Here is a 12,295-nt window from a genome sequence, read left to right as displayed (position 1 = left end):
CCGTTTCAATCGAAATCGACGGCGCATGCGCCGCTTCGCTCATTCGTACCGCGCCGATCTCACGCCGGCTACGGCACCTTCACGTCGATCGCTTCAGCAAGACTTTTCGCCAAAACCTCGTCGACGACGAGATCGGTCACAACGCCGGTGCGCAGGGCCGACAGCGTCGCAGCGGTCTTCGAGATCCCGCCCGAAAGCGCCAGAACCCGTGCGCCGCGCACGTCCTCGAACCCCAGGCCTACCGCCTGTTCGCTCAGCCGGGTCGAGACCGCGGCGCCGTCAATGTCGATGAAGCGTCCCATCAGGTCGCCGACGGCGCCCACTTTTTGAAGCGCCTGCTGTTCGTCCGACGAAATCAGCCCCATGCGCCGCAAATGCCCATCGTCACCGATGGAGCCGATGCCGACCACGAAGACATCCGAGCGCCGCGCGCGGGCCAGAAGCTCCTGCACACTCGGCTGGCTCAGGAACATGTCCTTTTCCGCAATCGTCGCGGCCAGATAGGGCACCGGCAGATAATAGCCCTCACCGCCGGAGCGCTCCGCCAGCGATTGAACAACGTCATAGGGATTGGCCGAAAGGCGGCGCGTCAGGGAGCCGGAGATCGAAACGATGCTCAGATCGTCAAGGGAGACGCGCGGCGATTTCGCCCTGGGTGCAGCCGCCGATGAACGACAGCCACGCCGCACGTATGGCCAGGTAGGTCGTCCAATCGTCGGGCTCGCCCATGTCCGATGATCCATTGTCAGTCCGGCCTGTCGCCGGATCGGACTTCCCTTTGCCGTTGACACCCGCCGACAGCCCGCTTCGTCTCGTCAATCGCAGGGGCGTAAAGAATTCTTCACTGGCTGAGAATAATTTTAACGCACCACATACCAAACCGTCAGGGTCAAGCGGATTGTCCGCCCGGGCCGGCTTTCCTCGAAGCTTTTCCCCTAGCATGACGTATTTCGGCGCAATTGCACAACGGGGCGACAGATTTCTGCCCGTTTGCGCGACACGTACCGGTCCATCGCGCATATCAGACGATTCCGCCTTTCACATCTGACCGGCAAGGCACGACGACCAAGGCCCGCAGAGAGTCGCCTATCGACCTCCGACATCACAAATATTGCAGTACAGCAATCTGACTCGATTCTTGCTGCAACCAACATTTGCGACACGAGCCTATTTTATCCGCAGGACTGCAAGTATGCAGAACTACACTTATGTGATTTTCTATAAAAATCAATAATATATATCCGCATAAATGATTAATTTTATTAATTTTTAATAGAAAAATGAAAGAATATATTGTTCATTTTGCGATTCATTTCACATTTTTGCAAGAAACTATGCAGAAGAATTACGGATTTTTTGCGTCCGATCGGCTCGTATGAGCCCGGTTTGAGTAGAGTCCGGAAACGGATTGCTGCACCACAAAATGCAATCGGGCAGCTCTTATTCAAACCGAACACGAGATCGCGCGGTGGGAGGTCGTTTGCGCACAAGGTTTGAGGGTTTCAGCAAAGAACAAAGCAGAAGGACGCCAAGACACGTTCATTGAAAGAGGAACCGTCGATGCGTCTGAAAGAAGAAACAACAAAAGCGGCGACCATGGTGCTCGCCCTGCTCCTGATCGCCATCATGGCGCTCCCTGTCCGGTCCGTCTCAGGCGACCGACTTTGACGCCTACAACCCGGCCTCCGAGGTCGATGTGGAACTGGTGCTGGCCGTCGATATCTCCCAGTTGATGGACGAGGAAGAGCAGCAGGTTCAACGGCGCGGCTATGTCGAGGCAATCACCTCCACGGAAGTCATGGAAGCCATCCGCATGGGCCCGACGGGACGCATCGCCGTCACGTATGTGGAATGGGGCCGGGATCGGCGAGCAATATGTCGTGGCCGACTGGCAGGTGATCGACGGGCCGGAGACGGCGGCCAGTTTCGCCTCCAAGATCGCTGAATCGCCCCTCCGCCAGGTTCAACGCACGTCCATTGCGGCGGCGCTCGCCTTTTCCGTTGCCCATATCGAGAAGAGCATCTTCAACGGCTTGCAGCGCGTCATCGACATGTCGGGCGACGGGCCGAACAACCAGGGTGGGCTGGTCACCTCGGCGCGCGACGATGTCATTGCCAACGGCATCACCATCAACGGATTGTCGCTGATGCTGAAGGGCACCGGCAACGGCTGGTATCACATGCTGAACCTCGATCACTATTACGAGGACTGCGTCATCTGAGGGCCCGGCTCGTTCATGGTGCCGGTCTATTCGACCGCGGAATTCGGCATGGCGATCAAGACCAAGCTAGTGATGGAGATTGCCGGTCTCATTCCGCGCGACGAGGTGCGGTTCTATCCCGCCTCCGGCCGCAAGCCGATTGCCTGCAATCTGTTCAACTAATCCGGCCGATTGCCGCCCCGCCGGGAGGCTGAGATCTCTCGTTGGGTAAACATGGCACCAACATGTGCTTTGCACCCCGGCACGGCTCTGCCAGACTGAGAGCCGCCAGGGAGCCACGCGGTCATTTGAGGCCGCAGCGGCGAAGGCGGTCGGCGCCGGGATTCGCACGCGAGGAGGAAGTTCAGTCACCTACCGCGCGCGCCTTCGATCTTGCGCGACCGGAGCCGATCAGCCGCACCAGTAGTTGGAGCGGTTCCGTGCGCCCTGGTTCGATCCTCGCCCTATTTCTCGCCGTCGACATTTCCTATTCCATGGACGAGGACGAGCAACGCCTCCAGCGGCTGGGCTACATTTCCGCGATCACCGCGCCGCAGGTTCTCAAGGCGATTTCAAGCGGGCTCACCAGCCGGATCGCGGTTGCCTATGTGGAATGGGCCGGGGCCTCCTCCCAGTTCACGCTCGTCGACTGGCACGAGATCTCCGACCAGAGATCGGCGGAGGAGTTCGCCGACGCGCTTGCGGAGGCACCGGTCCGGCGGGCCTATCGCACCTCGATCAGCAGCGCGCTCACCTACGGCGCATAGGTGCTGGATCGTCTCGACGAGCATCCGTTCAGGCGCATCATCGATATCTCCAGCGACGGCCCCAACAACCAGGGCATGCCGGTGCTGGAGGCCCGCGCCGCGGTTCTGTCGTCGGGCATCGTCATCAACGACCTGCCGGTGGTGCTCAATCGGCGGGGTCGGAGCCTTTTCCATACCGGTACGCGACATTGACGCCTTCGCCGAAGCGGTACGGCGGAAACTCGTCATGGAAATTGCGGAAAGCGACGCAGCGGCGTCCTTTCAACCCGCAGCGTTTTCGCCTCAGGATCGGGAATTCTGCCTGAGCGGAGAGCGCATCTGGCGCGAACATATACAAGATCGCGACTGGAACTGGCGTTGAGAAAGGCTTTCAATCAGACGCTGTAATGGCTAAACCGGCATGGGGAATAAGGTAAAGTGTGCCCATGCAAGATCGTCCCGCTTTTGCTCTCGTCGCCCACGACGCCAAGAAAGACAGCCTTGTCGCTTTCGTTCGCCAGCACGAGAAAAAACTTGCCCCCTTCCACCTGGTCGCCACCGGTACGACGGGCGCACGGGTGAAGGCAGCCTGTCCCAATCTCGACGTGACGCCCGTCAAGAGCGGCCCGCTCGGCGACGATCAACAGATCGGCGCAATGATCGCCGACGGACGACTTTCCGCCCTGATCTTCTTCGCCGATCCACTCACGCCGATGCCTCATGATGTCGACGTCAAGGCTTTGACGCGGCTGGCCATCGTCTATGACATACCCATGGCATTGAACCAAGCGACGGCCGAAGCCGTTATCAGTACGATTGCGGAAACCGCAGATCCGGAAAGCACGCCATCGCAATGATATCCACTTCGCGCGACGTTCAATCCTTTTCCTTCCCCATCCTTGTTGCCGATGTCGGCGGCACCAACGCCCGCTTTGCCGTCGTCTCCGACGCGCATGCGGACCTGCCCGAGGTGATCACCGCGCATACGCGCGATCACCCGGAAGGGCTGGCGCAGGTCATCGCAGACAAGGTGCTGGCCCACACATCGCTCATTCCGCGCACCGCCGTCATCGCCATGGCCGGGCCGATCCAGGGCGACCGCACCAAGCTCACCAATACGCCGTGGACGGTCGACCCAAAAGAACTAATCCGCGAGCTCGGGTTCGATACGGTCGTGCTCCTCAACGATTTCGAGGCGCAGGCACTTTCGTTGCTGACGCTTGAGGACAAGGACCTCACGCAGATCGCAGGTGGGGAACCCGTGCCCTTTGCTCCCAAGGCCGTGGTCGGTCCCGGAAGCGGGCTCGGCGCGGGCACGCATGATCCATGCCGCCGACCGCTGGGTTCCGATCCTAGGCGAAGGCGGCCATGTGGAACTGGGGCCTGTGAGCGAAGAGGAATACCGGATCTGGCCGCATATCGAGCGCAAGGGCGACCGCATCGGGGCCGAACAGGTGATCAGCGGCGACGGCATGGTGCGGCTGGCGGCAGCCGTTGCGCGCGCGGACGGCAAGACACCGCAGTTTTCAGTCGCAGCCGAAGTCGTCGCGGCCGCGCGTCACGGCGATGAGTTGGCGGAAAAGACCCTCGAACTCTTCACCGCCGCACTCGGCCGCATCTCAGGCGACATGGCGCTGATGACGCTGGCGCGCGGTGACATCTATCTGGCCGGCGGCATTCCGCCCCATATCGAGAGCTTCCTGCTGGACGGTCCCTTCCGGGCATCGTTCGAGGTCAAGGCGCTGCACGAGGCGATCATGAAGACGATCCCGACCTTCATCATCAAGCACCCCCGCAACCGGCGCTTGAAGGACTGGCGGGCTTTGCGCGCACGCCCTCACGCTTCGCCATCGATCTGATCGGGCGGATGTGGCGAGCTTCTTCCACTTCCTGAGCCGGAGTGCGCATGGACGCGCCGCCTACCCGTCGAAGAGGTCCTGCCTCAGCTTCTGAGCGCGCTTGAGAGGCTGCGCCGAACGCCGTTCTGGTCGCAAGCCCCGGCGCGGGCGAGACGACGCGCGTGCCGTTGGCGCTGCTCGATGCACCGTGGCGCGACGACGGCCGAATTCTCGTTCTGGAACCACGCCGCCTGGCGACCCGCGCCGCTGCCCGCCGCATGGCCGAGACGCTCGGCGAAAAGGTGGGAGAAAACCGTCGGCTACCGCATGCGGATGGAAACCAAGGTTTCCGCACGCACGCGCATTGAGGTCGTCACCGAAGGTGTTTTCGCCCGCATGATCCTGAACAATCCGGATCTGCCGGGCGTCGCCGCCGTGCTCTTCGACGAATTCCATGAACGCAGTCTCGACGGCGATCTGGGGCTGGGGCTGGGGCTCGACGTGCAGTCGGCGTTGCGCGAGGACCTGCGCCTTCTGGTCATGTCCGCGACACTCGATGCCGCCAAGGTCGCCGCCCTTCTGGGTGAGGCTCCGGTCATCGAGAGCAAGGGCCGGATGTATCCGATCGAGACCCGTTATCTCGGCCGCGATCCCTCCAAGCGGATGGAGGCGGAGACGGTGAAAGCCGTGCGCACGGCTCTGTCGGAAGAGACGGGCTCCATCCTGGTTTTTCTGCCCGGACAGAGTGAGATCCGCCGGGTTGCGGAGATGTTCGGCGAGCGCTTACCCGACAACGTGACCGTCGCCCCGCTCTACGGCGTGCTGACGAGCCGCGAGCAGGATGCTGCAATCCGGCCTGCACCGGACGGACTGCGCAAGGTCGTGCTGGCGACATCGATCGCGCAAACGTCGCTGACCATCCAGGGCGTTCAGATCGTCATCGACACCGGCCTTGCCCGCGTGCCGCGCTATGAGCCCGCAACAGATCTGACGCGGCTTGAGACCGTGAAGGTCTCGCGCGCTGCGGCCGACCAGCGGCGTGGGCGTGCCGGGCGAACGGAACCGGGTGTCTGCTACAGGCTCTGGGACGAGGCGCAGACGACGGCGCTTGCCGAGCATGATCGGTCGGTCGGAAATTCTGGAAGCCGATCTCGCCCAGCTCGTGCTCGATCTGGCGCAGTGGGGCGCGTGGGAACCCGATGCCCTCGCCTTTCCCGATCAGTCGCCCGCAGGCGCCTGGGCGGAGGTCAAGCAGCTTCTGACAGATCTCGATGCGCTCGACGGGCAAGGCCGGGTGACGCGCGACGGCGAGGCTCTGGCGCGGCTGCCGCTTCATCCGCGTCTCGCCCACATGATCCTCCGCGCTGCCCACGAAGGACGCGGACGGCTGGCGGCGGAGATCGCCGTCATCGTTTCCAAACGCGGGCTTGGCGGAACATCAAGCGATCTGCGAGAGCGGCTGCGGCGATTGCATCGGGAGAGCGGAGGCCGATCCAAGGATGCCAAGGCGCTTGCGGCACAATGGTTGAAACGCATTGAGGCGCGGCTCGGCGACGGAGATATCGAGGAAGCGGGCCGGGTTCTGGCACTGGCCTTCCCCGATCGGCTGGCCAATGGGCGCGGGGCGCAGCTTGAGGAAGCGGATGCTCTGGCGAGCGACCCCTTTCTAGCAATTGCCGAGGTGCAGGGCAGCGCGCAACACGCCCGCATTCTCCTCGCCGCCCCGATTGCGCGCGAAAACATCGAAGAGGATTTCGCCCGACACATCGTCGCGCACGACGAGGTACGCCTGCAGCCGGGCTCCGATACGATCAAGGCGCGGCGGATCCGACGGCTCGGCAAGGTGATCCTCGAGGAACAGCGGATCGACGATCCCGATCCGGAACGGATTACGGCGGCGCTTGTCGATCTTGTGCGCAATCGCGGGCATTGCCCCGTCTGCCTTGATCGAAGAACCAAAAGCGGCTGCGCGCGCGGATCGGTTATCTTCGCACCAATCTGGGAGAGCCGTGGCCGGACCTCTCCGACGAAGCGCTTCAATCCTCGCTCGACGACTGGCTCGCGCCCTATTTTGCAGGGGCCCGCTCGCTCGCCGATATCGATGCGGAGCGGCTCGGTCAGGCACTTGGCGGCTTGCTGCCATGGGGACGGATAGCAGAGATCGACCGGCTTGCACCGAGCCATTTCGAAGCGCCGACGGGCTCGCGCGTTCCCATCAATTACGTGGCGGATCCGGGGACCCTTATTTCCATCCGCGTGCAGGAATTGTTCGGTCTGAACCGGCATCCCACGGTGGCTGACGGGCGTATTTCGCTTATGGTGGAGTTGCTCTCGCCCGCCCAGCGCCCCATCCAGCTCACGCGCGATCTTCCCGGTTTCTGGGTCGGATCGTGGTCGGACGTAAAAGCCGATATGAAGAGACGCTATCCCAAGCACCCCTGGCCGGACGATCCGGCCTCAGCCCAGGCGACCCGGCGGGCAAAGCCGCGCAGTTGATCCATGACGGGAGGAGACGCTCATGCATTCGAAATGGCCGAAACGTCTCGGACTTGCCGCCGTCGTCGCCTCCGACCTCGGGATCGTGGCGCTTGCCGGTATGGACATGATGCTGTCGGCCCCGCCGATTAGTCGGACGGATCTGGAAACGCTGCCCTTAAACAAGCCGGTGCGCGTGGCCGACCTCATCAAACACGATCTCGATACGGCCTGCGTGCTTCCCCCGCACGAAAAGCGCGTGCCGGAAACGGCGCTCGATGCTGCGCGGATCAACGATTTCCTGCTCACGCGAACCTATGGCGGCGAGGAGGCCCATTGGGCGCTCGTCACACGGACAGGCGACACCTTCGCATTGGCCCGGTTCGAACGCAGCACGACGCTCGATACCGCATCGGCGTCGGACGCGAAAGAGATCGCGCCGGAGGGCCTACGGCCCGTAGCGTGCGCGCCCGGCGACAAGGCTGTGGTGGTGCGGCTCGGGGAGGAGCGGTCGCGGATCGTTTTCGGAGAGATGGACTAGGCGAGTAACCATCTCTCCGTCGTCATCCCCCGGCTTCATCCGGGGGATCCAGCACGCCCAGCTTAAACCGCGGCCCGATGGATTGCCCGGACTTCGCCGGGCAATGACGGTGGACAGGTTGGCAAGAACCGGCTCGAAGGACAGCCCCCTCGCCTATTCCTCGGCCTGCGCGAGCAAACTCGCGTTGCCGCCTGCCGCAGCCGTGTTGATCGAGATCACCTATTCCAGCGCGAAACGCGGCAGATAGTTCGGGCCGCCCACCTTCGGTCCCGTGTCCGACAATCCCGAGCCGCCAAAGGGCTGGGTGCCGACGACCGCGCCGATGATGTTGCGGTTCACGTAGACATTGCCGACCTACAGGGCATCAACGACCTGCTTCACCGTGGTGTCGATACGGCTGTGAACGCCGAGCGTCAGACCGTAGCCGGTGGAGGCGATCTTCTCGATCACCTCGCCGAGCTTGTCCGCTTTGTAGCGCACCACGTGCAGGATCGGGCCGAAAACCTCGCGCTCCAGCGCCTCCGGCTTGTCCAGTTTGATGATATGCGGCGGCATCCAGCTTCCTCCCGCCAGTGCCCCGTCCGGGGCCTTGCCCGCATAGCGGATGGTCTGCTCCGCGCGCATCCGGTCGAGATGGGACTGGATGCGATTGCGCGCTTCCACGTCGATGACAGGCCCCACGTCGGTAGAGACCAGTTTCGGGTCGCCCAGCCGCAATTCGGCCGCCGCTCCCGCGATCATCTACAGCATCCGGTCGGCGACCCCGTCCTGCACGAAGAGCAGACGGAGTGCCGAGCAGCGCTGACCGGCGGAGCGGAAAGCCGACATGATGACGTCGTCGGTCACCTGTTCCGGCAGCGCCGTGGCGTCGACCACCATGGCGTTGATGCCGCCCGTTTCCGCGATCAGCGGCACGATCGGCCCGTCTTTCGCAGCAAGCGTGTGGTTGATGGCCTGGACCGTCTGCGTCGAGCCGGTAAACGCGACACCCGCAATACGCGGATCCTCGACGAGCGGCGCGCCGATGGGCCGGGCCGCCGGGAACGAGTTGCAGCGCCTCTTTCGGCACGCCCGCCTCGTGCAGAAGGCGCGTCGCCTCAAAGGCGACGAGCGGCGTCTGCGGAACGGGCTTGGCAACCACCGCATTGCCGGAAACCAGAGCTGCCGCGATCTGACCGATGAAGATCGCCAGCGGGAAATTCCACGGCGAGATGCAAAGGCAGACGCCGCGCCCACAGAAGCGATAGCGGTTCTCCTCGCCCGTCGGCCCCGGCATCAGCTTGCCCGCACCAAAGAGTTCACGCGCCTCCACCGCGTAGTAGCGGCAGAAATCGACTGCCTCGCGGATTTCCGCCATTCCGTCGGCCTGCGTCTTGCCCGCCTCAACGGCCAGAAGCGCCATGATGCGGTCGCGGTTTTCCTCCAGCAGATCCGCCATCCGGTCGAGCGCGGCAGCACGCCCCTCCACCGGTAGACGCGACCACGTCTTGAAGCCCTTGGCGGCGACGTCGATCGCCTTGGTGGCATCCTTCGACGTGGCTTCCGCCACGCTTCCCGCAACCGTGCTGCCGTCGACCGGAGAGACGACAGAGCGCGGCTCGCCCGTTCCCGGCTTGCCGCCGATCAGGGCTGTTGCCTCGACCATCGGGAAGGATTGTTCGGCGATCCCGGCGGAGAGCGCCTCGCGCTCCTTGGTATGTCCGAATTCGGCACCGGCTGAATCCTCGCGGTCGCCGTAGATCGCGCGCGGCCGAACGATCTGGCGGTTGCGGGCGCTGTCCGACTCCAGATAGGCCGCGGGCCGCTTGAGCAGATCCTCCATCGACTTCGACGGATTGCCGACGGCAGCAACGAAGGAGGAATTGGCGCCGTTTTCCAGCAGACGCCGGACCAGATAGACCAGCAGATCGCGGTGACCGCCGACGGGCGCGTAGATGCGGCAGGGATGGCCGTCCTCCTCCACCACCGCCTTGAAGAGGGATTCCCCCATGCCGTGCAGGCGCTGAAACTCGAACCGGTCGACCGGCGAGGCGAATTCCAGAACTTGCGCGACCGTCAGCCCGTTATGGGTGGCGAACTGGGAATAGATCCGGTCTCGCCCGGCCAGCATGCGCTGGGCACAGGCGAGATAGGAGAGATCAGTTGTCGCCTTGCGCGTGAAGACGGGGTAGTCGTCAAGCCCGCGTTCCTGGGCGCGCTTGATCTTCGTATCTCAGTAGGCGCCCTTGACGAGGCGCACCATCAGGCGGCAGTCATAAGCGCTGGCGAGATCGTGGATATGGCTGACCACGTCCACCGCCCGCTTCTGATAGGCCTGGATCGCCAGCCCGAAACCTTCCCAGCCGGCCAACGAGGGATCGGCCAGAGTTGCAGCGAAAACGTCAAGCGAGAGTTCCAGCCGATCAGCCTCTTCCGCATCGACGGTGAAGTTCAGGTCCTTCGCCTTGGCATAACGCGCGAGCTCGATGAGCTGCGGCACGAGCGTGGCCATGACCTCTTCGCCATTACCCGCTTCATAGCGCGGATAGAGGGCGGAAAGCTTGATCGAGATGCCCGGCCGGTCGGGAAGCACGCGATCGCCGGCGCGTTTGGTGATCGCTGAGATCGCGGCCGCATAGCTTTCGAAATAGCGGTCGGCATCGGCTGCGGCGCGCGCGCCCTCGCCCAGCATGTCGTAGGAATAGCGATAGCCCTTGGATTCCATCGTGCGGGCGCGATCGAGCGCGTTTTCGATGGTCTCACCCAGCACGAACTGGTGACCGAGCAACCGCATGGCCTGGCGCGTCGCCGTGCGCATGGCAGGCATGCCGAAACGTTTGGTAAGCTGGCGCAGGATCGTTTCCGGCGGATTGCCCAGATGCAGCAGGCGCGAGGAAATATCGAACACCCAGGAGGAGGCGGAAACGAGCCAGGTATCGGATTTCGGTCGCTGTCCGCCGAGACGGTCGGCGAGCTTGTCCTCGATCAGCTTGTCGGCGGTGATCGCATCGGGCACGCGCAACAGGGCTTCCGCCAGCACCATCAGCGCCAGGCCCTCGCGGGTCGACAGGCCGTAATCGCGCAGGAAGTCTTCCACACCACCGAGCCCGGAACGGGTGGTGCGGATGACGTCGATATAGCGTTCGGCGGTTGTATTGATCCGCTGCTCGGCAAGCGGGTCGAGCCGTGTTCACTCCTTCAACTTCTGGACGAGCATCTCATCGTCCGGAGCATAGTCGGCGCGGAACGGGGCAGGTGCGGGCTGAGTCATATCGACGCGCGCGGCCGGCTGGTAAGAAAGAGTGCTCACGTTAGGGATCTCCAAACTGCTCTTCCGCTAAGATAGCTCGAAGGCAATAGTGTTATCCGCCAAATGCGACCGAAAATTCCGAGGATTTTCTGGAAATGGATGAATTAATAGCGGTTTTTACGGATCTCGACAAATAGGACCGGAAAATCCTGGCTCAGCTGCAGGCCGACGGCCGCATCACTACGACGCAGCTTGCCGAGCGGATCGGCCTGTCTCCGACCGCCACATCGGAGCGTGTGAAGCGGCTCACACGCGAGGGTTACATCCTCGGCTTCACAACGAGGCTGGATACGGCAAAGATCGTCTCGGCCTGCTGGTTTTCGTCGAAATCAAGCTCGACAGGACCACGCCGGACGTGTTCGACGCCTTCTCACAGGCCGTCCACGACGTACCGGAAGTTCTGGAGTGCCACATGGTGGCGGGCGGTTTCGATTATCTGCTGAAAAGCCGGGTCGCGGACATGGCCGCCTATGGCCAGTCTATGGCCAGTTCCTGTCCGATGTCGTGTTGAAGCTACCGGGCGTGCGCGAGACGAACAAATTCATGATGATGGAAGAGGTGAAGGACACCTCCGTCCTGCCAATCTGAAGCCTGCTCTCTCACGGCGATCTCCTGAGCGGACCTCTCGCGCCTTTCACCAAGCTATGTGGTGACCTTCACCCGGCGACGAACACATGCAAACGTGCCTGAAGGTCGGTGATCCGGCCCTGTCGGACAGGAGGGACCGTTTCCATGTTTCGCGCCGTTGTGGCGGCATTCACCATGCTGTTGCTGCTTGCCTCCCCGGGGCGGGCGGCGGAACCCGATCCACAGAACTGGCCGACCCTTCTGGATGCGGCCAAAGGTCAGATCGTCTATTTCCACGCATGGGGCGGAGAACCGCGCATCAACGCCTATATCCGCTGGGCGGGCGAACAGGTCAGCGCGCGCTACGGCGTCACCCCGAAACAGGTGAAGGTGGACGACACCGCCAATGTGGTGAGTCAGGTCCTGGCGGAAAAAGCGACGGGGCAGACCGAGGACGGCGCCATCGACCTCGTCTGGATCAACGGCGAGAACTTCGCCGCCTTGAAGCGGCAGGGCCTTCTCCTGAAAAACGGCTGGGCGAACAAGCTGCCGAACTGGAAATACGTCGACGTTTCCGGCAAGCCCACTGTCGCCAGCGATTTCACGGTTCCCACCGACGGGCCCGAAGCCCCCTAGGG

General features: G+C 62.9%; 12 protein-coding genes and 4 pseudogenes. 14 read left to right on the top strand and 2 right to left on the bottom strand.

The genetic code is table 11. The features are described from left to right. Positions 1-68: 68 nt before the first annotated feature. Entirely contained in the window at positions 69-689 is a 621-nt protein-coding gene (locus QNJ43_RS03155) for a sugar-binding domain-containing protein (protein ID WP_300467351.1), read from the bottom strand. Between the two features lie 1,007 nt (positions 690-1,696). On the opposite strand from QNJ43_RS03155, the gene QNJ43_RS03150 reads away from it, so the two are divergent. From QNJ43_RS03150 to QNJ43_RS03115, 12 genes and pseudogenes are all read left to right on the top strand, one after another. Further along, positions 1,697-1,945: a DUF1194 domain-containing protein gene (locus QNJ43_RS03150; protein WP_300467349.1), complete on the top strand. Its 249-nt coding sequence runs from the start codon at positions 1,697-1,699 to the stop codon at positions 1,943-1,945. Further along, positions 1,881-2,222 (top strand): DUF1194 domain-containing protein, encoded by a 342-nt coding sequence (locus tag QNJ43_RS26675; protein WP_346432840.1) that lies wholly within the window; start codon positions 1,881-1,883, stop codon positions 2,220-2,222. The genes QNJ43_RS03150 and QNJ43_RS26675 overlap by 65 nt, the downstream gene beginning before the upstream one ends. A gap of 15 nt (positions 2,223-2,237) precedes the next feature. Next, positions 2,238-2,384: a hypothetical protein gene (locus QNJ43_RS26670; protein WP_346432839.1), complete on the top strand. Its 147-nt coding sequence runs from the start codon at positions 2,238-2,240 to the stop codon at positions 2,382-2,384. Positions 2,385-2,446: 62 nt separating this feature from the next. Continuing rightward, positions 2,447-3,329, top strand: a pseudogene (locus QNJ43_RS03140) (DUF1194 domain-containing protein). A gap of 64 nt (positions 3,330-3,393) precedes the next feature. Continuing rightward, positions 3,394-3,804, top strand: a complete 411-nt coding sequence (locus QNJ43_RS03135) for a methylglyoxal synthase (protein ID WP_300467346.1) — start codon at positions 3,394-3,396, stop codon at positions 3,802-3,804. Beyond that, a pseudogene (locus QNJ43_RS03130) lies at positions 3,801-4,253 on the top strand (glucokinase); the annotation flags it as partial. The gene QNJ43_RS03135 and the pseudogene QNJ43_RS03130, both read left to right, overlap by 4 nt. 13 nt (positions 4,254-4,266) lie before the next feature. Next, positions 4,267-4,806 carry a glucokinase gene (locus QNJ43_RS03125; RefSeq protein WP_300467344.1) on the top strand — a complete coding sequence of 180 codons (540 nt, stop codon included), beginning with the start codon at positions 4,267-4,269 and terminating at the stop codon, positions 4,804-4,806. A 161-nt stretch (positions 4,807-4,967) separates the two neighbouring features. After that, positions 4,968-5,153 (top strand): hypothetical protein, encoded by a 186-nt coding sequence (locus QNJ43_RS26665; protein ID WP_346432838.1) that lies wholly within the window; start codon positions 4,968-4,970, stop codon positions 5,151-5,153. Beyond that, positions 5,119-6,324, top strand: coding sequence for a helicase-related protein (locus tag QNJ43_RS26660; RefSeq protein WP_346432837.1), 1,206 nt, complete (start codon positions 5,119-5,121; stop codon positions 6,322-6,324). The genes QNJ43_RS26665 and QNJ43_RS26660 overlap by 35 nt, the downstream gene beginning before the upstream one ends. Continuing rightward, a complete protein-coding gene (locus QNJ43_RS26655) occupies positions 6,311-6,940 on the top strand; it encodes a hypothetical protein (protein WP_346432836.1) in 630 nt (209 codons plus the stop codon). The genes QNJ43_RS26660 and QNJ43_RS26655 overlap by 14 nt, the downstream gene beginning before the upstream one ends. After that, positions 6,883-7,281, top strand: coding sequence for an ATP-dependent helicase C-terminal domain-containing protein (locus QNJ43_RS26650; protein ID WP_346432858.1), 399 nt, complete (start codon positions 6,883-6,885; stop codon positions 7,279-7,281). Before QNJ43_RS26655 ends, QNJ43_RS26650 begins: the two co-directional genes overlap by 58 nt. A gap of 22 nt (positions 7,282-7,303) precedes the next feature. Continuing rightward, a complete protein-coding gene (locus tag QNJ43_RS03115) occupies positions 7,304-7,801 on the top strand; it encodes a hypothetical protein (RefSeq protein ID WP_300467342.1) in 498 nt (165 codons plus the stop codon). Between the two features lie 153 nt (positions 7,802-7,954). On the opposite strand, the pseudogene putA reads toward QNJ43_RS03115, so the two are convergent. Further along, positions 7,955-11,051: pseudogene (gene putA, locus QNJ43_RS03110) on the bottom strand (bifunctional proline dehydrogenase/L-glutamate gamma-semialdehyde dehydrogenase PutA). A gap of 185 nt (positions 11,052-11,236) precedes the next feature. On the opposite strand from putA, the pseudogene QNJ43_RS03105 reads away from it, so the two are divergent. Together QNJ43_RS03105 and QNJ43_RS03100 are read left to right on the top strand one after the other, a co-directional pair. Continuing rightward, positions 11,237-11,678, top strand: a pseudogene (locus QNJ43_RS03105) (Lrp/AsnC ligand binding domain-containing protein). A gap of 144 nt (positions 11,679-11,822) precedes the next feature. Then, positions 11,823-12,293, top strand: coding sequence for a hypothetical protein (locus QNJ43_RS03100; RefSeq protein ID WP_300467340.1), 471 nt, complete (start codon positions 11,823-11,825; stop codon positions 12,291-12,293). Positions 12,294-12,295 lie beyond the last annotated feature (2 nt).

The sequence above is a fragment of the Breoghania sp. genome (assembly GCF_030066895.1).
Lineage (GTDB): Bacteria > Pseudomonadota > Alphaproteobacteria > Rhizobiales > Stappiaceae > Breoghania.
Note: the sequence above shows the minus strand (reverse complement) of the source record. Positions and strands in the feature narration are given on the sequence as shown.